Genomic DNA, 18668 nt, shown 5'->3' with positions numbered 1-18668 from the left:
TCTGTGGACAACGCCGACCGGGCCGCAGCCGTGATCTTCCTCAGTATTGTGATCTCGGTCATGGGCGGGAGGGGTGGGACGATGGGCGCGGACGGGGCCGGGGCGTCACTGGCCAGCGGCGGCGGCGCGGAGAGCCCCGGCGCCACCTGGTGACCCCGCCGCGAGGGGTAAGCGAGCGGTCCCTTGCGGTCAGCGTCGCGTGAGGTGATCCAGTGCTGTGCGGTGAGCCACTCGTTCCGCCTGCCGCACAGGTCTTCGGCCGAGGCTGGTAGCTCGGGGGCGGCGATCATGCCGCGTCAACGCCGGGTGCGGCGCTGGTGGAGGTCCACAGCCGTGTCGAGAATGCGGTCGATGTCGGCGGCGATACTGGTGTCCGTATTGTTCAGGTATCGCACGATCGCCGCGCCCGCCCACGACACGGCTGTGGGAGGCACAGGGATCGTTCGGAAAAGTTGCGGCATTCCGTATATGTAGCGGAGGACCTCCTCCACGACGAACTCGTTGACTGGCCGCCGCTCGCTGCGGTGCCCGGCAGCGACCTCGTCGCTGAACGCCGCGAGATCCTCGATCTCGCACCGACCACCCAGTCGCGGCGCGAGGAGCACTGCGATCACCGAGACGAGGAAACCGTTGAAGGCGATTCTGTCGCGCGGCGAGAGGGCTTCGTCGAGCGCCTTCGCCCTGCGGTCCTTGAGGACGAGGCATCTGATCTGGTCGCAGAATCGTGGTTCGACACGCATTCCGGCGCCTCCTACTCGACGTGGGTGAAACTCACGAGGACGGCGAGCACGGCGTGCTCAAACGACTCGTGCCGGCCGACCTCGTCGGAACGGAAGAGCCCATGAGCGCGCACGACGGCGAAGGCACACCAAAGTCCCAGGTGGTGGTCCACATGGCCGGCGTGGAACGTCTCCTCACCGTTGTCGAGGACGACGTGGACGGTCTCCTCACCGGGGCGCGCGCCGGGCTGCGGCCGGAGCGAGAAACGGTGCCGTTCGAGGGACTGCCGGAGTGCCGTGCTGACTTCCGGGATCGCCATGTCGCACTCCCCTGTCTTCAGGTTCGGTTCAGATCACTTCACCTGGCGCCGGATTCCGGCAGCGTGATCGCGGAGGTTGCCTGGGCCCACAGCCTCGTAGTACCGGCGCGCCGCCCTCGCGAGGTCCGCCCTGCGTGGCAGCGATGCGACGAAGTCGGTGAAGATGCGCTTTTGTTCCGCCTCGTCGAGGGCCGCCCACTCACCGTAGGGTCCGCCGCAGGCGTCAATGAGGACGTCGAGGCACTGGGCGATCGCCAGCGGCTCGCTGCCGTCCCAGTCGGCCAGCCATCGTTGTCGCCATACCTCGGCAGCGAGGCCGGCGACGGTGACGCCGGCCGCGGGCGCAGGGCGCGCCGGTTCCGGCTCCTCATCACTCTCGCCCCCGGGCTGCCGGGACGCGTCGAACCCGAGGCGGATACGCTGCTCCAGCCCGGTCAGCCGTTCTTGTGCCGCGCCGTTGCCTCGGCGCGCGGCGAGGGCGTACCAGTACAACGCCTGGTCCTGGTTCTTGTACTGCTCCTCGTAGAGCTGTCCGAGGTGAAGCGGGCCGATCGGGTCGCCGGCTTCGGAGGCTTTCACATACCACTGCGTCGCTTCCTGAAGCGCCGCACCGTCGACGGGTCCCGGCTCGATGCCCTGCATCCTCGCCTGGACCCGGCCTTCGGCGATCTGCCCGAGCCGGTTCATCGAGGGCGCGTGTCCGGCCGCGGCCGCCGCGCGATACATCGCGGCGATCACAGGCAGTCGCTCGACGCCCTCCTTGGTCTCACGGCGATAAGCCTCGCGGTAGAGGGTGTCCGGGTCGGCGCCGGGTTCAGGCGGGGCGTCGGGGGCGTTGTTTGCGGCGAACACCCAGGCGGCGGCGTGATCCTCGACGCGGCGGCGCGGCTCGGGTCTGCCGTCCTCGACGAGCCGGTCGGCGACCACGCCGAAGATGTGATCGAACGTGAGACCGGCCGGTGCGCCGCGGATACCCTCGTGCACGGTGTCCACGAGGGCTTTTGTGAAGTATGTCTGTGCGTCGGCGACGGCCTCGGTCTCGTACCAGGAGGCCTCGAACGCGCTGCTACTCATCAGCAGGTATGCGCCGGACACCTGGGGCGGGCGGTTGGCAGACAGGCGGCCGTGCTCTTCTGCGGCGAGCCCCGCGTAGCAGCAGTCGAGTACGGCGATCTTGACGGCGGCCCGGCTGGCGTGGAACGCGTCCCGCACGGCCTCGAACGGCAGCCCTGTGGCGGCCGTGAAGTTCGCATCGGTCCTTGTGTCGCCCACGGTGAGGCACAGCCGCTCGCGGTGATCGTAGATCCCGTGTCCGACGTAGTAGAAGAGCGCGACATCCGTGGCCGTGATGAACGTTTCGATGAGCTCGCGATGGGTCGTGCCGAGCGTGCGGAGGTTTTCGAACGGCTTGATGGACTCTTCGGGCCACTGGCCGCACACCGGGTCCATGAGCAGGTCCCGCATACGGTTGAAGCTGCGCCGGATCGCGGGGGCCCTCTCGAAGTCCGTGTAGTCCCACGTGCCCATGAGAACCGCACGTGACCGGGAGTAGTCCCGGCGCGCCAGGTCAATCATCGCCGAGCAAATGGTTGGTGATCTCGAGGATCTTCTGGGGGTCGTCGAGGTTCTCGCCGGTGAGGGTTACGGACCGGTCTCCCCGGGTCACCGTCACGGTCACGGACGACCGCCGGGACTTGATGAACACCGGCAGCGTCCGGATCGCGACGGCGAGCACCGCCGAAGAAGGCACGAGCATCTGCAGCACCTCGGCGACGCCGAGCTCGCCGGCATCCGGGCCAGAACGCCTTCGGGTGATGGTCGCATCCGGTATGGAGCTGAGACGGCGGAACAACGGACCGACGTCGGCCGGCTCGGAGACTGTCAAGACGACGTCGAACGGTGCCGCGGCGGCGTGCACGGCGGTTTCGGGCTCCTGCTGGGAGATCGGTTCAGGCATCGGGCCTCCAGGTCGATGGTCCGCTCGATCCATATGCCGGCGTTCAGCGCAGGCCTTCATCCATGAGCGTCCTCAGCCGGTCGTCCGCGCACGGCGTCGTCGCTACCGGAGCTACGAAAGACACCGATCAGGCCGGCGGCCAGGCCCACGGGGATGGCGGTTCCACTCCTCGTGCGTCACCGCGGCGGACGTCGCTCTGCGGTCACGTCCTCGGTCAGACTTCTATCCGCCGGACCCGGTTGTAGTAGATCGCGATGTCCTCTGGAGCGTGCAAGCGCATGTCCTCACCGTCGGCACTCACCAAGTAGACCCATCCGGGCGGAGCGGAATCGGGTTTCGTGAGTGTGAAGGGGCCTTGCCCGTTGATCGCCCAAACCGTGCTATCGAGGCCCACCGTGTGACCGTCTTTCGTGCGATAGCTTGAGGTCATGTAGCAGTCGTACCACTGCTTCTGTTGTCCCGCGGCGCTTTCACAGAACTCTGAACAGAATGCCGGGCCGGGCTTCTCAGGTCTTGGCGAAGGCGGCGTTCCAGGTGTCGGGACCGACGACGCCGTCCACCTCGAGGCGCCTGTCCTTCTGGAACCTGCGGCACACCTCCTGGGAGTCCGGCCCGTACGCACCGTCGACGACGATGTCGTAGCCGAGCTCCTTCATCCGGGCCTGCCAGGCGCGCACGTCGTCGCCGCGCATCACCGGCGGATACCTGAGCAGACGGCCGGGCCACTCCTGCGACGGCTCCGGCCCGGGCTCCGGCTGGGTGGTCCCTGGACGCGGCGCACCCCTCTTGATCCAGGCGTACAGCGGGTCGCCGGGGCAGTCGGTCGAGTAGCCGTCGCGGTGGCCCTTGATCTCCTTGCCCGCACCCCCCTTGGCGCGCAGGTACTCCACCGCGTCCAGAATCGCGTGCAGGATGCCGTCGGTCGGCTGGATCAGCCCGGCGTTGCCGACGAGACCGAGCACGGCGTAGTGGCCGGAGTTCAGGCCCGGGCCGTTGGCGGCCGGCAGGTGTCCCGGCCCGCGCCCGACGAAAACCTTCCGATGCGGACACGCCACCATGGAGTAGCCGATATCGACCCAACCGTTGCCGTCGATGTGGAAGCTCTGGATCGACTTCACCATGGCCACGCACTTGGCGTGGTCGTCGACGATGCCGGGATCCACCCGGCCGCCGGTGTAGTGGACCTTCACGCCCCGGGTGGAGGTCAGCGACGAGTACGAGCCCCTGGGAGGACGCGCGCCCCATTCAGCGCGGGACACGAGATCGATGGCCACAGTGCTCTCCGTTGATGACGACTGGATACCGAGCGTAGCGGTAACGCCCCACCAAGTACTGCTTTTTGCCCAGATCAGACCGGCTAAACGGCAAGCAAAGCGAATAGGGGCATAAATCCAATCGACAGCGCGACACGAACGCCGAGATCATGGACCATATGTCCGTTATCAAGGGGGTCGACTTTTCTCCTCACTCCACGCCCGCGTCCCCGCGGCCGCCCGTACCCATGCGGATCTGGCTCGACGACGCCGACAGCCCCGCCGACGTGATCGACGCCCTGGCGCTGTCGCCGTTCGCGAACGGAGAGCAGCCCTGGTCCCGCACCACCAGCCTCACCCGGGTGCGCGCCGACGCCCCGCTGACCGCCGAGGGCGGCCGGCTGCTGCGCGTCGCCCAGCACACCGACGGGTACGAGACCCGGCTGATCGCGGGCGAGGGGTGGACCCTGCGCGTGGTCCGCAACATGAACAGGTCGGCCACGCTCACCGCCACGGCCGTGAGCGAGGAACTGGCCGGCTCCGTTCTGGAACAGGCGACCAGGAACGCGGCGGAGGCCGCGCCCGACGCCGACCACGTCCGGATGGGCTTCTGGTGGCGGTCGAGCCACGGCCCGCACCGCTCCGCCAAGCCCATCACGACCTCCTCCTGGCAGGAGGTCAGGCGGAACTACCCCACGGCCGCCTCCCGCCGCCTGGACGCCCTCATGGCGACCACCGCGTCCGATGTGACGGGCCGGCTGGTCCTCCTGCACGGCCCGCCCGGCACCGGCAAGACCACGCTGCTGCGCACGCTCGCGCGCGAGTGGGCGCCCTGGTGCCAGGTCGACTGCGTGCTCGATCCCGAACTGCTGTTCAACGACCCCGGCTATCTCATGGACGTCGCCGTCGGCTGGGACGGCCCGGACGAGGACGACGAACCGCGCTGGCGGCTGCTGGTGCTGGAGGACTGCGACGAGCTGATCCGCGCCGAGGCCAAGCAGTCGACGGGCCAGGGCCTGTCGCGCCTGCTCAACCTGACGGACGGGCTGCTCGGCCAGGGCAGGGACGTGCTCGTGGCGATCACGACCAACGAGGACCTCAGCAGGCTCCACCCGGCGGTCGTACGGCCCGGGCGGTGCCTGGCCCAGGTCGAGGTCGGCCGCTTCGAGGCGGACCAGGCGGCCCGGTGGCTGGGCGGGACGGACGGCGTGAGCCCCGGCGGGATGACGCTGGCCGAGCTGTTCGCCCTGCGGGACGGCCGCCCGGGCACCGCCGGCGAAGCCGCTCCGCCCATCGGCCTCTATCTCTGAAGGGCCGCACCGAGCACCGCCGCGGATGGCGTAGCGTCCGTGTGTCGGATACGTAAACCATCCGATGTGCCAGGTCGGGGCGGTAACAACAATCGGCGAGGTGGTCACCCTGCTGTCGGCCGGACCGAGCCCCCAGGTGAGCCCCGTGGTCCTCCACCGGTGGTCCGTCGGGGCCGGGGAGACGGGGACGGCGAAATATCTGGATCCGTTCGCGCCCGGCGGCGAGCGGGAGTGGCCCTGCACCCGCTGGACGTCCCCCGAACGGGAGATCGGCTTCGCGGCGACCGAACTGGTTCCCTCGTGGACGGCCACCGCTCCGCCCGGCGCCTGGCTGGAGATCGAGGTCCAGGCGCGGACCGTCACCGGCGCCCTGACCAAGTGGTTCGTCATGGGCCGGTGGGCCGAGACGGACGCCGACATCCACCGCACGTCGCTGCCCGGCCAGGGGGACGCCGACGGTGACGTCGCCGTCGACACCTTCGTCGCCGCCCGCCCCGTCACGTCCTACCGGGTGCGCACCACCGTGTACGGCAGCGGCGGCGGCGTGCGGTCGCTCACCGTGATGGCCTCGGCGGTGGAGCACACGGGCAGAGGCGGACAGGCGGGCGGAGGCGGCGCGCCGGTGCCGCGGGCGATCGAGCTCGACGTGCCGCGCCGGTCGCAGAAGGTGCACGCCGGGCACTACCCGCAGTGGGACGGCGGCGGCGAGTCCTGGTGCAGCCCCGCGTCGTTCACGATGGTGCTCGACTACTGGGGGCGGGGGCCCGCCCCGGCCGACCTCGCCTGGGTCTCCCCCGGCGACCCGTGCCCGGCGGTCGACCACGCCGCGCGGGACATGTACGACCACAGCTACCAGGGGACCGGCAACTGGCCCTTCGGCGTCGCGTACGCCGGGCGGTACGGGCTGGACGGCTTCGTCACGCGGCTGCGCTCACTGGGCGAGCTGGAGCGGTTCGTCGAAGCCGGGATCCCGGTGATCACCTCTCAGGCGTTCCGCGATCACGAGCTGCCCGGTGCCGGATACTCCACCGGGGGGCACATCATGGTCGTGACCGGGTTCACCCGGGAGGGCGATGTGATCGCCAACGATCCGGCCGCGCCGGACGACGACGGCGTGCGGCGGGTGTACCCGCGTGCCGCGTTCGAGAGCGTCTGGCTGCGCGCCACGAGCAGCGGGGGGATCGCGCACATCGTCCATCCCCCCGGCACTCCGCTTCCAGACTCCGGGGGGAACTGGTGACGATTCGGGCCGTGGACGTCGCGCGGGTGGACGACCGCCCCCTGTGGGTGGAGATCTCGGGCGACGAGGTCTGGTGGGACGAGCCGCGCCCGCGGGAGGGCGGCCGGCGCTGTGTGGTGCGGCGCAGGGCCGACGGCGTGGTCGAGGACGTGCTTCCGCAGGGCTGGAACGCCAGGAACCGGGTCATGGAGTACGGCGGGCGGTCCTGGCGGGCGCACGAGGGCCGTCTGGTGTTCACCAACTGGGCGGACGGGCGGATCTACCTGTGCTCCCCCGGCGGGGAGCCGGTCCCGCTCACGCCGGGCGACTCCGCCCGTTACGCCGACCTGGTCGTCCACGGCGGCGAGGTGTGGTGCGTGCGGGAGCGGGGCGAGGCCCGCAGCGGCGAGCGTGACATCGTCGCGGTCCCGCTCGACGGCTCTCCCCTGCGCAGCGTGGTGAAGACGCACCACTTCCTGATGAACCCGCGCGTGTCGCCGGACGGGCGGACGCTCGCGTGGATCGGCTGGAACCACCCGGACATGCCCTGGGACGCCACCGAGCTCTGCGTCGGGCCGGTGGAGGGCGGTCCCCACCGTGTCCTGCTGTCCGGCGCGTCCACCTGCCAGGCCGAGTGGCGCGACGACGAGACCCTGTACGCCGTCACCGACCCCACCGGCTGGTGGAACATCCACCTCGTCGGGCTGGACGGCACGGCCCGCGACCTGACCCCGATGCCGCTGGAGTTCGGCGACGCCACCTGGAAGATCGGCGGGACGTTCTTCGCCGTCGCGGACGGACGCATCGCCGCCGTGTACGGCACGGCCGACGAGCGGCGGCTCGGGGTCGTCGACGACCCCGCCGGAGCGAATGCCATCCGGGACATGGGCGGCGGCTACACCCACTGGGCCCCCGCCCTGTCGGCCCGGGGCTCCCACGTCGTGGGCGTGGCGGCGTCGCCCCACCGGCCGTACGAGGTGGTGCGGGTCGACCTGGACACCGGGGCGCACGAGGTGCTGTCCCCCCGCAAGCCGGTGCCCGGGGACGCCGAGCTGCCCACCCCCGAGGCCGTGACCGTGGACGGAGTGCACGCGCACCTGTACGCCCCCGCCGCCCCGTCGGACGGCGGGCCCGCGCCGTACGTGGTGTTCGTGCACGGCGGGCCGACGAGTTCGGCCGCACCGGTGCTCGACCTGGAGATCGCGTACTTCACCAGCAGGGGGATCGGCGTCGCCGAGGTCAACTACGGCGGCTCCACCGGCTACGGCCGGGCCTACCGCGAGCGGTTGCGGCACAGCTGGGGCGTGGTGGACGTGCGTGACTGCGAGACGGTGGCGCGGTGGCTGCTGGGCACCGGGCGGGCGGAGAAGGTGGCGATCAGGGGCGGCAGCGCCGGCGGCTGGACGTCGATGGCCGCGCTCGTCCACAGCGACGTCTTCTGCGGCGCGGTGTCCCACTACGGCATCTCCGACCCCGAGCGCTGGGCGGCCGAGACGCACGACTTCGAGTCGCGCTACCTCGACGGGCTGATCGGCCCGCTGCCCGAGACCCGGCAGCGCTACGTGGACAGGTCGCCAGAACTGCATGCGGAACGGGCGTCCGGCCCGGCCCTGCTCCTGCACGGCCTGGAGGACAAGGTGGTCGATCCCGCGCAGTCGGAGCGCTTCGCCGCCGCGCTGGCCCGTCACGGGCACCGGTGGGCGTATCTCACGTTCGAGGGGGAACAGCACGGCTGGCGGCGTGAGGAGACCATCGTCCGGGCCCTGGAGGCCGAGCTGGCGTTCTACGGGATCGTCTTCGGCTTCCCGACGCCCGAGGTTCCACCGCTGACGCTGCAGGACGGGGACGGGCATGAGTGAGGTCGCGGCGATCTGCTCGGAACTGCTGCGGATCGACACCACCAACGACGGGTCCGGCGACGGGCCGGGCGAGCGACGGGCCGCCGAATACGTGGCGTCCCTGCTCGCCGAGGTCGGGATCGAGCCGGTGGTGTTCGAGTCGGCGCCGCGGCGCACCAGCGTGGTGGCCCGCATCCCCGGCGACAGCCCCGACGCGCTGCTCCTGCACGGGCACCTCGACGTCGTGCCCGCCGACCCCGCCGAATGGCGTACCCACCCGTTCTCCGGGGAGATCGAGAACGGCTGTGTGCACGGCCGGGGCGCGGTCGACATGAAGGGCACGCTCGCCATGACCCTCGCCTGGGCCCGCGAGAACGCGCGCAGGGGCGTGCGCCCCCGGCGCGACCTCGTGCTGGCGTTCCTCGCCGACGAGGAGTCCACCGGCGAGTACGGCGCGGGCCACGCGGTCGAGCGGCACCGCGACCTGTTCGACGGCTGCACGGAGGCGATCAGCGAGTCCGGCGGCTTCTCCTGGTATGAGGGCGACGTCCGCATCTACCCGGTGGCCGTCGGGGAGCGCGGCACGGCCTGGATGCGCCTGACGGCCCGCGGCGTGCCCGGTCACGGATCCAAGCCCGCCGTGGACAACCCCGTCGCGGAGCTCGCCAGGGCCCTCGCCCGCCTCGCCGACCATACCTGGCCCGTACGGCTGACGCCGGAGGTGGCCCGGCTGATCGAGGAGCTGTCGCGGGCGCTCGGCCGGCCGATCGACGCCGGCCGGCTGGAGGAGGAGATCGAGCGGATCCCGCGCGCGGCCGCGCTGTTCAAGGGCGTGCTGCGCAACTCGGCCAACCCGACCATGCTCGACGCGGGATACAAGGTCAACGTCATCCCCGGCACGGCCGAGGCCCACGTGGACGGCCGGTTCCTGCCGGGGCAGCGCGAGGAGTTCCTGGAGACCGTCGACCGGCTGCTCGGCCCGAAGGTCACCCGCGAGTTCGTCAGCTTCGAGGAGGCCGTCTCCTCCCCCGCCGAAGGGCTGTTCGACGAGCTCACCGCCGCCCTGCTCGCCGAGGACCCCACGGGCAGGCCCGTGCCGTACGTCATGACCGGCGGCACCGACGCCAAGTGGTTCGCCAGGATCGGCATCAGGGGCTACGGCTTCGCGCCGCTGCTCCTGCCGCCGGACCTCGACTACTTCGGCATGTTCCACGGCCTGGACGAGCGGGTGCCGGTCGAGGGCCTGGAGTTCGGTGTCCGTGTCCTCGACCGGCTGCTCGTCGCGGCGTGAAACCGTAGAAGCCGTAGGAACGCTCAGCACTGGTAGAAGGCCATGTCGACGCCGGAGACGGTGTGCCGGGCAAGGGTGAATCCGGTCAGGTCCGCGTGAGTGCCGACGCTTTCGCTCAGGCACACCCGCCCCGGTGCGGCGAGGTCCTGCGCCATCTTGGACGCCTGGTTCACCGGCGCGCCGGCCACGTCGCGGCCGCCGCCCGGCGTCCGCCCCGACAGCACCGGCCCGCTGTCCACCCCGATGCGGCAGGTCATGCCGGCATCGGCGAGGGCGGTGCGCAACTCCAGGGCGAACGGCACGGCGGGGCCGGGATCGTCGAACAGGTAGATGGCCAGCGGACCGGCGACCTTGATCTCGGCGGCTCCCTCCGCGGGCAGGAGGCGCAGGCCCGCCTCCCGCATGCGGGCCGACAGGTCCAGCCCCCGCAGGAGGGCGACCTCGGCCGTGTCCTGCCGGGCTTCTTCTCCGCGCTCGACCAGCACCACCGTCCGCTCACGCAGGTGCTTGCCGGCGAGGGCCGCGGCGAGCCCGGCGTCCTGCGGATCCAGGTGCAGCAGATCCTCGTAGAAGGCGGCGGAGTAGGGGATGGGGTACCACCCGTCGGCGGCGGGTGCCGTGCCGGCGTCGCGCGGGCCGTCGAGCACCCGGTAGACGGCGCCCAAGGGCCCGCCCTGGCCGTCCTTTCGGCGCAGGACGAAGCCGTGGTCCGCGGGCAGCCTCCCGGCCACCGCCTCCGTGATCGCGATCTCGCCGCCCTCGGTGTCGTTCTCCGCGAGGTGCTCGATCGCGTCGGCCTCGGCGCCGTACAGGCCGCCGTCCAGGTCGTAGTAGTCGCCGTGGTGGACGCCGATGCCGATGCGGACGCCGCAGGTGCGGGCGATCTCGTCCTGCGCCCCCAGCAGCGCCGACAGCAGCGTCCCCGTGTCGGTCGAGGCGGGATGGAACATCTGCGCGTTGTCCGCCGCCCAGACGCCCACGGCCCGGCCGCCCGCCGCCGTTCCGTACGCGTGCAGGACGCGCTTCGGGCCGTCGATGAGCGCCAGCACCTCCAGCAGGCCGAGGCTCCGGCTCAGTCTGGTCAGGCCGGCGGAGTCGGACACCACGCTGTATCCGGTCGTGACGTGCGCGCCGAGCAGGCGCCGGGCGTCGGCGGCGGTGCGGCCGCTCGCCCGCCACTGCTCCACCAGCGTCAGCGGCAGGCCCGGGGCCGCGTCCCGCGCGAGGTCGAAGGCGCCCGGGTCGTGCCGGGCGGGGAGATCGGTAGACACGGGCGCACGCTAGCTCACCCTTCGCTACCACCCGGTCGCTTCGAGCGACAAAGCTGGGGTCTCAGCGCAGGCGCGGGTCGAGGGCGTCGCGCACCACGTCGCCGAGCATCAGGAAGCTCAGCACGGTCGCGGTGAGGAACAACGCGGGGAAGACCAGCAGGTGCGGGTGCTCGGCGAAGAACGTCTGGGCGATGTTCAGCTGCAGGCCCCACGACACGTCGGGATACTGCAGGCCGACGCCGAGATAGTCGAGGGTGGCCTCGCCCGCGATGACGTTCCCGACGTTCAGCATCGCCACCACGATGACCGGCGCGATCGCGTTGGGCAGGATGTGCCGGAACATCAGCCTGCGGTCGCTCGCGCCCAGCATGCGGGCGGCGGCGACGAAGTCCATGTCCTTGACGGCGATGACCTGTCCGCGCATCAGCCGGGTCATGGTCGTCCACCCCAGCAGCACGAGGACCAGCGTCATCGCCCATATCCCGTGGTCGGGGAAGGCGACCAGCACGACGGTCGCGCCCAGCACGAACGGGATGCCGAAGAACACGTCGGTGACCCGGGCGATCACCGCGTCGGCGACGCCTCCGTAGTAGCCGCCGACCAGCCCGAGCACGATGGAGATCAGCAGGGCGAAGACGGTGACCGCGACACCGACCACGATGGACGCCCGGGTGCCGTGCACGACCTGCGACCAGTAGTCGCAGCCCTGCAGGTCGTACCCGAACAGCGCGCCGTCGGCCGGGCCGCGCTTGGACATGCGCAGGTCGCAGGACTCGTTGGGGCCGAGGCGGGCGAACAGCCCGGGGAAGGCCGCCATCGCCATGGCCACCAGCAGGACGGCCGTGGAGAACCAGAAGATCACCCGGCCGCGCAGCTCCGCCCAGGCGTCACGCGCGAGCACGGCGGATCCTCGGGTCGAGCACGCCGTACAGCAGGTCGACGGCCAGGTTGGCGAGAATGAAGATCATGACGAGCAGGGTGACGACGCCGACGACGACGGGACCCTCCTGGAGCTGGATGGACTGGAACACCTGCTGGCCGATGCCGGGCAGGTTGAAGATGCCCTCGGTGACGACCGCCCCGGCCATCAGATTGCCGAAGTCGACGCCGAGGTAGGTCACGACCGGGATGAGCGAGTTGCGCAGCGCGTGCAGCCCCACCACCCGCCGCCGGGCGAGGCCCTTGGCGGTCGCCGTGCGGACGTAGTCGGCGCGCAGGTTCTCCACGAGCGAGGTGCGGGTGAGCCTGGCGACGTACGCCAGGCCGAACGAGCCGAGGACCATGCCGGGCAGCAGGTAGCTGCCCGGCCAGCCCTCGTCGGACCCCGCGGTCGGGAACAGCCCCAGATTGAGCCCGAGCACGATCTGGGCCGTGTACCCGACGACGAACACCGGGACCGCGATGACGAACGTGGTGCCGGCGAGGACCGCCGTGTCGGCGGCCCCGCCCCGGCGCAGCCCGGCCAGCACGCCGAGCCCGACGCCGACGACGAGCTCGAAGACCCAGGCGGTCAGCGCGAGCTGCGCGGTGATCGCCCACCGGTCCTGGAGGAGCTCGCTCACCGGCTGGCCGGTGAAGGTCTCCCCCAGGTCGCCGTGGAACACCCCGAGCATGTAGCGGCCGTACTGCACGAGCAGCGGCTCGTCCAGGTGGTAGCGCGCCCGCATCACCGCGAGCACCTGCTCGGGCACCGGCTTGTCGCCCGCGAGCGCCAGGATCGGGTCGCCCGGCAGCGCGAACACCATCGTGTAGATCAGGAAGGTGGTCGCGAAGAACACCGGGATCGCCTGGGCCAGGCGCTGCGCGGCGTACCTCACCCCCGTGTCACCCCTGCTTCGCGCTGATCGTGTAGATGTTCTTGCTGTACGGGGTCACGTTCACACCACTGAGCCGGCTGGTGAAGCCGATCTGGTTCTGCCAGTTCCACAGCGGGATCATCGGCATCTCGGCCAGCGCGACGTCCTCGGCCTTCTGGTAGAGCGGCAGGCTCGCGTCGAGGCTCGGCGCCGAGTTCGCCTGCTTGATCAGGTCGTCGAACTCCTTGTTCTCCCAGCCCATCCGGTTGCCCGCGCCCCACATGTACTCGAGGTAGTCCTGGGGGCTCGGGTAGTCCATGACCCAGTTGTTGCGGTACGGACCGTCCTCCTTGCGCTGCCGCAGAGTCGACAGGTAATCGGCGGCCGGGATCTTGCGGAACGTGATGTCGGAGATGCCGAGGTTCTGCTTCAACTGGTTGGCGACCGCGGTCATCCACTGCTCGTAGCTCGGGTCGGCGTTGGAGAACCACAGGTTCAGCGTGCCGCTGAAGCCGCCGGCCTGGTCGAACAACGCCTTGGCCTTGGCCGGGTCGTACGTGCACGCCTCACCGCAGGCGTTCTCCCGGTAACCGGGCACCAGCGGCGCCAGCAGCGACGCCATCGGCTTGAACGCGCCGTCGTAGACCGCGTCCACGATGGCCTGCCTGTCGATGGCCATGGAGAACGCCCTGCGCAGGTCGGCGTTGGCGAACCGTTTGTCGAAGGTCGGGAATCCCAGGTAATCCATGGTGCCGTCGGGGGTCTGCACGAAGCGGGCGCCGAGCAGCCGCTTCGCCTCGGACGTGCTGGCGGGCGGCACCGTCGTCATCAGGTCCACCCGTCCGGCCCGCAGGTCGGTCCACGCCGTGTCGCGGCTGGCGTAGATCTTGAAGGTGACGCCGTCCGCCTTGGGCTTGCGCTCGCCCGCGTACGAGGGAGACCGCTTGATCGTGATCTGCTTGTTGTGCTCCCACGCGCCGTCGAGCACGAACGGCCCGTTGCCGACCGGGGCCTGGTCGAACGCCTTGAGGTCGCTGAACGCCGCCTTCGGCATCGGCGCGAACGCGATGTAGGCGAGCGTGATCGGAAACTGGCTGAACGGCGCGGTGAGCGTCACCTCGAGCGTGGTGTCGTCCACCACCTTCAGGCCGCTCATCTTGTCCGTGGACGGGTCGCCCTTCTCGGGGTTGAGCTTGTCGTAGCCCTCGATGTTGGCGAAGTAGTAGTTGTTGGTCCAGCCGTTGGGGCCGTAGGCCGTGGCGTTCCAGGAGTCGGCGAAGCTCTGCGCGGTGACCGGCTCGCCGTTGCTGAACTTCTGCCCCGGCTTGAACTTGATCGTCCAGACCTTCTGGTCGGTGCTGCTCACCGACTCCGCCGCCCGCATCACGGGCTTGCCGCCGGCGGCGTCGATGGAGACCGGAGTCTCGAACAGCGTGTCCAGCACCGTGATCGAGTAGTCGCTGGAGGTGTTGCCGGGGGTGAGATGGTCGGGCTCGGTCAGCGCGACCGAGAACGCGTTCGCCCCCTTGCCGCCGCCCGCCGGGGACGATCCTCCCCCGCCTCCCCCGCACCCGCCGCTCAGCATGATGGCGGCCACAGCGAGGGCGGCCGCCCGGCTTCTCGTGACCCTCACTGGTCCTCCGCCTCTTCGTCGTGTTGCGGGTGAGGGTAGGAAACGGGGCCGCCGTCTGCATCGGAGACTTTACGTATTCCTCGTGCAACCTATTCCTTGCGCAACCTTTACCCGGCAGGCTGAGCATGGAGGATCCATGGACGCAATCAGCCTCAGCGCGCGGAGCCTGCACGCCGTCGCCGAACTGGGCTTCCAGGTGGCCCGGCAGGGGGCGCACGGGGCGATGACCGCGCTGGGCGAGGTCATCCCCGTCGAGGCCTACGAGTTCGTCGCGTTCGACCCGGCGACCGGCCGGCACCGCTCGCTGGTGTCGTCGGGGTACACGCGGGTGGACGACGACGCCGCGGAGGAGTACGCCCGGCTCGACGCCTACCGGCGGGCCATGTCCCTGCGCACCCCGGTCGTCATGGGCTCTCCCGGCACCGAACGCTACTTCCGCCGCCACCTCGAGCCGTACGGCTGGCACGCGGGGATCACGACGCCGCTGTTCCTGACCGGCGGGCGCTACACCGGGCTGCTGCACGTCGGCTCCCGCACGGACCTGCCGCCGGAGGCGCCCGCGGTGATCAGCGCGGTCTCCCCCGCTCTCGCGCATCTCACCGACGTGACCCGCTGCGTCATCGACCCCCTCGGCCTGCCGCCCGGCTTCCACGCCGTGGCGTACGAACGGGGCGGGCGGCGCAGGGACGTGGCCGGGTGGCCTCCGTCGGAGGCGCTCGCGGCCGAACCGGCGATGACCGAGCTGGCCAGGGCGTTCATCGACTCGCGCGAGCTGTCGCGCCGGGGGCTGTGGCTGGACGGCACCGGCCAGTGGCGCGAGCTGCGCCTCCACCGGGCCGGCGTGGGCTTCCACGGCTCCATCCAGGGCACGGTCATCGCCGAGCGCCCCTGCGCCCTGCCGTACGACCTGACCTCGCGGGAGATCGAGGTGCTCACCCGGGTCGCGCGGGGCGACTCCAACCCGCAGATCGCCGCCGCGCTCGTGCTGAGCGTGCGCACCGTGACCACCCACCTGGAGCACATCTTCGCCAAGCTGGGCTGCGACAGCCGGACCCGCCTGACCACGAAGGTTCTCGCCGAAGGGCTGTGCCGGCTGGACATTCCCTGAGCCGGCTCGACATCCCGTAATGATCGCCCTCGCGGGACGCGCCGAGGCCGGGTCCGACATTATTGGCCCATGTCGGTTCACGAGCGTCGGCGGCTCCCCACGGGCCTGGAGCTGCTGTTCGGAGACGGCGGCGACGGGCGGGTGCTGTCCGTGGACCTGCCGTCCGGGTCCCTCGTGTGGCCGGACCCCGACTACGACAAGCTGCGCACCCATCACCGCCCCTCGTTCTGGCTGAGCGACGAACCGGTGCCGGCCGGGCTGTGGGCCCGGCTCCGCGCCGAGCACCCCCGGTCGGGCCTGTGGCCGGTGCTGCTGGAGGACGGCGTGCAACCCTGGTCGGCCGGGCAGATCGCGCCGGACTCGCCCGGCCACATCGACTATTACAGCGCGGCGGGGTTCATGGCCGAGGCGTGGCAGGACCTGCTGCTCGGCCACGAGGCGTATCTCGCGCCGTTCGGCGCCGAGTGCCCGGGGATCGCCCCGCCGGCCTCGCTGGTGGCCGACCCCGACGTGGTCGCCGACTGGTACGCGGACGTGGTGGCCGAGCGGATGACGCCGCTGGGGCTCACCGCGGTCGGCCGCGGCGCCGACGCGATGGTCGCCATGGGCTGGCAGGGGGCGCTGCACCACAACGAGTGGACCGTGCCTCTGGCGGCCGTCGTGCGCAGCTGGGAGGAGCGGTTCGGGGCGCGGGTGGTCGGCATGGGGTTCAACACGCTGGAGCTCAGCATCGCCGCGCCGCCCGCCACCCCCGCGCACGCGCTGCGCGTGGCGGCCGAGCACTGGACGTTCTGCCCCGACAGCGTCCTGCAGGGCCCGGGCACGCTGGCCGACTACGCCGAGCAGATCGTCGGCCAGAACGCCTGGTCGTTCTGGTGGGATTAGAGCGATAATTACCAATCTAATGATCGTGAGCGAGGGAGGCGGTTTGGGCGGCACGGAGCTGGGCGGGGGCGAGCGGCCCGCCAAGGCGGCGGGCATCAGGACCGGCACCGCGAACATCGCCCGGATGAGCGACTACCTGCTCGGAGGAAAGGACAACTTCGCCGCCGACCGGAGGTTCGCCGAGCGGCTGACGACCATCGCGCCCGAGGTCAAGACGATGGCCGTGGACACCCGCGAGTTCCTGGAGCGGGTGGTGCGCTTCCTCATCGATCAGGGCGTGCGGCAGTTCCTCAACGTGGCGTCCGGGCTGCCGACCCGGCGCAACACCCACGAGGTCGCCCAGGAGCTCGCGCCCGACTCCCGCGTGGTGTACGTCGACGACGACCCGGTGGTGCTCACCCACGCGCGGGCCATGCTCGCCCGCAATCCCGGCACCGGGGTGGTCGACGGCTCCATCCTGCGCCCGGCGGAGATGCTGGCCGACCCCGAGATGCTCCGGCTCATCGACTTCGAGCAGCCGGTCGGGGTGCTGATCCCGGCCCGGCTGCAGTATCTCCCCGACGCCGCCGAGCCGTACAAGTGCGTGGCCCACGTGCGCGATCACCTCGCGCCCGGAAGCTACCTCGCCGTCGGTCACGCCGTCTTCGACAGCCGTCCCGAGCTGGCCGCGCCGATCGTCGAGCTGTTCCGGCAGATCGTGCCGGAGGCCGACGGCGCTCGGCGGGACCGGGAGAAGGTGCTGCGCTTCTTCGACGGCACCGAACTCGTGGATCCCGGCCTCGTATACATCCGCCAGTGGCGGCCGGACGTCCCGCAGAGCACCGGCCAGGCCCAGCGGGTGTGGATCGTCGGGGGCGTCGGCCTGATCACCGGATGAGTACGCACGAGGGGGTGCCCACCGCCAGCGCCACGCCGGTCGGCTCGGGCAGCCCGTCCCTGAGCGCCAGCATCGCGACCGTGTCCGACCGCTGGTTGGCGACGTAGAGGCGGTCGCCGTCGATCGCGAAGTGCCGCGGCCAGTGTCCGCCCGCCGGCACCTCGGCCAGCATCGTGAGCCTGGACCCGTCCACCGCGAAGACGGCGAGGGTGTCCGGCCCCCGGTTGGCGACGTACAGGTGCCGTCCGTCGGCGGACAGCGCGATGTGGGAGGGCAGATTCTCCTCCCCGCTCTCCCCCGTGGCGCTGCTCGCCCGCACCGCGCCCGCCTCCCGCCATTCACCGTCGTAGACGCGCACCGTGCCGTCGAGCTCGCCGGTGACGTACCAGTGGCCCTCGTGGTGCAGGAAGTGCCGGGGGCCGCTGCCGGAGGCCAGCCGTACGGGGCCGCCGGGGTGCGGGCGCATGCCGGGCAGGAAGCGGCGCACCTCGTCGGTGCCGAGGTCGGTCACGTACAGCACGCCGTCGGGCCCGAAGACCGCCTGGTGCGCGTGCGGGCCCTCCTGACGGCCCGGGTGGGGGCCGCCGCCCTCGTGCGGGAACGTCAGCGGTCCCGGCTCTGGCATCCCGTCCTCACCCAGCCGGTAGGCCGTGACGGTCCCGTCGCCGTAGTTGGCGACGGCCAGCCACCGGCCGTCCGGATCGAGCGCCAGGTGACACGGCAGCGAGCCGCCGCTGGGATGCTCGGCCAGCAGCCGGGGAGCGGGCCCGCCGGGCTCGTCGGCGAACACCGCGACGCCGCCGTCCCCGTCGCGTTCGAGCACGGCGTACAGCAGCGGCAGCCGTGGGTGCGCGATGACGAACGACGGCCCGGACGCCGCGGTCTCGGCCACCGTCTCCAGCCGCCCGTCCGCGTGCGTGCGGGCCACCGTCAGACCGGGACCCGACCCCTCCGTGTCGGGGGTGTATCCGCCGATCACCAGACCGGGTCGGGACATTCTCACTCCAAAAGATCAGATCGTCGGGAATACGGCATGGTATCGGGCGTAGCCCCCGGCCTGCGGGACCTTCGGGCCGTCCGCGGCTTAGCTTGGAGACATGATTCGGGTGTTCCTGGTGGACGACCATGAGGTCGTACGGCGCGGTGTGGCGGCGTTGCTGGAGGCGGAGGACGACATCGAGGTCGTCGGCG

At 71.1% G+C, this 18668-nt stretch carries 18 protein-coding genes and 1 pseudogene; 9 read left to right on the top strand and 10 right to left on the bottom strand.

Annotated features, from left to right (window positions below):
- Window positions 1-3: 3 nt before the first annotated feature.
- Entirely contained in the window at window positions 4-153 is a 150-nt protein-coding gene (locus AB0O28_RS37665; RefSeq protein ID WP_363647412.1) for a hypothetical protein, read from the top strand.
- Between the two features lie 143 nt (window positions 154-296).
- Here AB0O28_RS37665 and AB0O28_RS37660 read toward each other — a convergent pair whose 3' ends face one another.
- The 5 genes from AB0O28_RS37660 to AB0O28_RS37640 form a co-directional block, all read right to left on the bottom strand.
- Window positions 297-740 carry a hypothetical protein gene (locus tag AB0O28_RS37660; protein WP_363647410.1) on the bottom strand — a complete coding sequence of 148 codons (444 nt, stop codon included), beginning with the start codon at window positions 738-740 and terminating at the stop codon, window positions 297-299.
- A gap of 11 nt (window positions 741-751) precedes the next feature.
- Window positions 752-1039 (bottom strand): hypothetical protein, encoded by a 288-nt coding sequence (locus AB0O28_RS37655; RefSeq protein ID WP_363647408.1) that lies wholly within the window; start codon window positions 1037-1039, stop codon window positions 752-754.
- Between the two features lie 33 nt (window positions 1040-1072).
- Window positions 1073-2614 carry a hypothetical protein gene (locus AB0O28_RS37650; protein WP_363647406.1) on the bottom strand — a complete coding sequence of 514 codons (1542 nt, stop codon included), beginning with the start codon at window positions 2612-2614 and terminating at the stop codon, window positions 1073-1075.
- Window positions 2607-2957, bottom strand: coding sequence for a hypothetical protein (locus tag AB0O28_RS37645; RefSeq protein ID WP_363647404.1), 351 nt, complete (start codon window positions 2955-2957; stop codon window positions 2607-2609). Before AB0O28_RS37645 ends, AB0O28_RS37650 begins: the two co-directional genes overlap by 8 nt.
- Before the next feature lie 545 nt (window positions 2958-3502).
- Window positions 3503-4270, bottom strand: a complete 768-nt coding sequence (locus AB0O28_RS37640) for a peptidoglycan-binding protein (protein WP_363647402.1) — start codon at window positions 4268-4270, stop codon at window positions 3503-3505.
- Between the two features lie 158 nt (window positions 4271-4428).
- Here AB0O28_RS37640 and AB0O28_RS37635 point away from each other — a divergent pair, with 158 nt between their 5' ends.
- The 4 genes from AB0O28_RS37635 (at window position 4429) to AB0O28_RS37620 (ending at window position 9907) form a co-directional block, all read left to right on the top strand.
- A complete protein-coding gene (locus tag AB0O28_RS37635) occupies window positions 4429-5559 on the top strand; it encodes a DUF5925 domain-containing protein (RefSeq protein ID WP_363647400.1) in 1131 nt (376 codons plus the stop codon).
- Between the two features lie 100 nt (window positions 5560-5659).
- Window positions 5660-6799, top strand: coding sequence for a C39 family peptidase (locus tag AB0O28_RS37630; RefSeq protein WP_363647398.1), 1140 nt, complete (start codon window positions 5660-5662; stop codon window positions 6797-6799).
- Window positions 6796-8637, top strand: a complete 1842-nt coding sequence (locus tag AB0O28_RS37625) for a prolyl oligopeptidase family serine peptidase (protein ID WP_363647396.1) — start codon at window positions 6796-6798, stop codon at window positions 8635-8637. The genes AB0O28_RS37630 and AB0O28_RS37625 overlap by 4 nt, the downstream gene beginning before the upstream one ends.
- Window positions 8630-9907: a M20/M25/M40 family metallo-hydrolase gene (locus AB0O28_RS37620; RefSeq protein ID WP_363647394.1), complete on the top strand. Its 1278-nt coding sequence runs from the start codon at window positions 8630-8632 to the stop codon at window positions 9905-9907. Before AB0O28_RS37625 ends, AB0O28_RS37620 begins: the two co-directional genes overlap by 8 nt.
- Window positions 9908-9930: 23 nt before the next feature.
- Here the strand turns inward: AB0O28_RS37620 and AB0O28_RS37615 are convergent, their stop codons facing one another.
- The 4 genes from AB0O28_RS37615 to AB0O28_RS37600 form a co-directional block, all read right to left on the bottom strand.
- Entirely contained in the window at window positions 9931-11178 is a 1248-nt protein-coding gene (locus AB0O28_RS37615) for a hypothetical protein (protein WP_363647392.1), read from the bottom strand.
- A gap of 61 nt (window positions 11179-11239) precedes the next feature.
- Complete coding sequence (locus AB0O28_RS37610; protein ID WP_363647390.1) at window positions 11240-12079, bottom strand: ABC transporter permease; 840 nt, start codon at window positions 12077-12079, stop codon at window positions 11240-11242.
- The gene (locus AB0O28_RS37605; RefSeq protein WP_363647388.1) at window positions 12066-12995 is read right to left on the bottom strand and encodes an ABC transporter permease; all 930 of its coding nucleotides are present in this window, start codon (window positions 12993-12995) and stop codon (window positions 12066-12068) included. The genes AB0O28_RS37610 and AB0O28_RS37605 overlap by 14 nt, the downstream gene beginning before the upstream one ends.
- Before the next feature lie 7 nt (window positions 12996-13002).
- Window positions 13003-14607: an ABC transporter substrate-binding protein gene (locus tag AB0O28_RS37600; protein WP_363647386.1), complete on the bottom strand. Its 1605-nt coding sequence runs from the start codon at window positions 14605-14607 to the stop codon at window positions 13003-13005.
- Window positions 14608-14743: 136 nt separating this feature from the next.
- On the opposite strand from AB0O28_RS37600, the gene AB0O28_RS37595 reads away from it, so the two are divergent.
- From AB0O28_RS37595 to AB0O28_RS37585, 3 genes are all read left to right on the top strand, one after another.
- On the top strand, window positions 14744-15715 hold the full coding sequence (locus AB0O28_RS37595; protein WP_363647384.1) for a LuxR C-terminal-related transcriptional regulator: 972 nt from the start codon (window positions 14744-14746) through the stop codon (window positions 15713-15715).
- A gap of 69 nt (window positions 15716-15784) precedes the next feature.
- On the top strand, window positions 15785-16600 hold the full coding sequence (locus AB0O28_RS37590) for a DUF4253 domain-containing protein (RefSeq protein WP_363647382.1): 816 nt from the start codon (window positions 15785-15787) through the stop codon (window positions 16598-16600).
- Between the two features lie 25 nt (window positions 16601-16625).
- Entirely contained in the window at window positions 16626-17477 is an 852-nt protein-coding gene (locus AB0O28_RS37585; protein WP_363647380.1) for an SAM-dependent methyltransferase, read from the top strand.
- Here AB0O28_RS37585 and AB0O28_RS37580 read toward each other — a convergent pair.
- Window positions 17467-18474, bottom strand: coding sequence for a lactonase family protein (locus tag AB0O28_RS37580; protein ID WP_363647378.1), 1008 nt, complete (start codon window positions 18472-18474; stop codon window positions 17467-17469). The two genes, AB0O28_RS37585 and AB0O28_RS37580, sit on opposite strands and share 11 nt — an antisense overlap.
- A 100-nt stretch (window positions 18475-18574) precedes the next feature.
- Between AB0O28_RS37580 and AB0O28_RS37575 the strand changes: the two are divergent.
- Window positions 18575-18668, top strand: a pseudogene (locus AB0O28_RS37575) (DNA-binding response regulator); the annotation flags it as partial.

Origin of the sequence: Microbispora sp. NPDC088329, from assembly GCF_040685655.1 — a bacterium.
Lineage (GTDB): Bacteria > Actinomycetota > Actinomycetes > Streptosporangiales > Streptosporangiaceae > Microbispora.
The sequence above is the reverse complement of the archived record's forward strand: the minus strand, read 5'-3'. Positions and strand labels throughout refer to the sequence as shown.

Coding starts and splice junctions, on each gene's coding strand:
- AB0O28_RS37660 (WP_363647410.1), bottom strand. CDS start 740: ATGCGTGTCGAACCACGATTCTGCGACCAGATCAGATGCCTCGTCCTC.
- AB0O28_RS37655 (WP_363647408.1), bottom strand. CDS start 1,039: ATGGCGATCCCGGAAGTCAGCACGGCACTCCGGCAGTCCCTCGAACGG.
- AB0O28_RS37650 (WP_363647406.1), bottom strand. CDS start 2,614: ATGATTGACCTGGCGCGCCGGGACTACTCCCGGTCACGTGCGGTTCTC.
- AB0O28_RS37635 (WP_363647400.1), top strand. CDS start 4,429: ATGTCCGTTATCAAGGGGGTCGACTTTTCTCCTCACTCCACGCCCGCG.
- AB0O28_RS37620 (WP_363647394.1), top strand. CDS start 8,630: ATGAGTGAGGTCGCGGCGATCTGCTCGGAACTGCTGCGGATCGACACC.
- AB0O28_RS37595 (WP_363647384.1), top strand. CDS start 14,744: ATGGACGCAATCAGCCTCAGCGCGCGGAGCCTGCACGCCGTCGCCGAA.
- AB0O28_RS37590 (WP_363647382.1), top strand. CDS start 15,785: ATGTCGGTTCACGAGCGTCGGCGGCTCCCCACGGGCCTGGAGCTGCTG.
- AB0O28_RS37580 (WP_363647378.1), bottom strand. CDS start 18,474: ATGTCCCGACCCGGTCTGGTGATCGGCGGATACACCCCCGACACGGAG.